Annotated in this window: 1 protein-coding gene; it reads left to right on the forward strand. The window is 34.6% G+C overall.

Going from position 1 to position 558, the window contains the following annotated elements; translation table 11 throughout:
• Nucleotides 1-558 (forward strand): aldose epimerase family protein (locus KH893_RS11620; protein WP_486606297.1); only part of this gene is annotated, 558 nt, incomplete at both ends.

A 558-nucleotide genomic window follows, 5' to 3' on the forward strand; every position in this document is an offset into this window, starting at 1 on the left:
TGTCAAGACTCCTTATTATCTCTGCAAAGCGGTTGGCCGGGTTGCCGGAAGAATAGCTGGAGCCCAATTTTCAATCGCTGATAAGAATTATCATATTGAAAACAATGAAAAAGATTATGCTTTGCACGGTGGCAGCCATGGTTTTTCTTTTATTAATTGGTCAGCCGAAAGCAGGTCGGATGAAAAACAAGCCAGCGTTATTTTTAAACACTATGTTAAATCAAGCGATGACCAATACCCGGGAAATTTAGAAGCAACAATTATCTATACTTTGACCGAAAATGATCGAGTGACTGTTACTTTTGTGGGAAAATCCGATCAAACAACTCTCTTTAATCCAACTCTGCATGCTTATTTCAATGTAACTGATTCTCAACATGATTTAAAAACACAGTGGTTGAAAATAAATAGTAGCAAAAAGCTGGAATTAAATGCTAATAAAATTCCAACAGGCAATTTTTTGCCAGTCAAAGGAACTGATTATGATTTTCAACAAAAAGAAAATCTTCAAGATGTATTGGATAAATTAAAAAAAGATCAAAATACCATTGAATTGGA

This window comes from Liquorilactobacillus sicerae, assembly GCF_029916425.1.
GTDB classification, from domain to species: Bacteria; Bacillota; Bacilli; order Lactobacillales; family Lactobacillaceae; genus Liquorilactobacillus; species Liquorilactobacillus sicerae.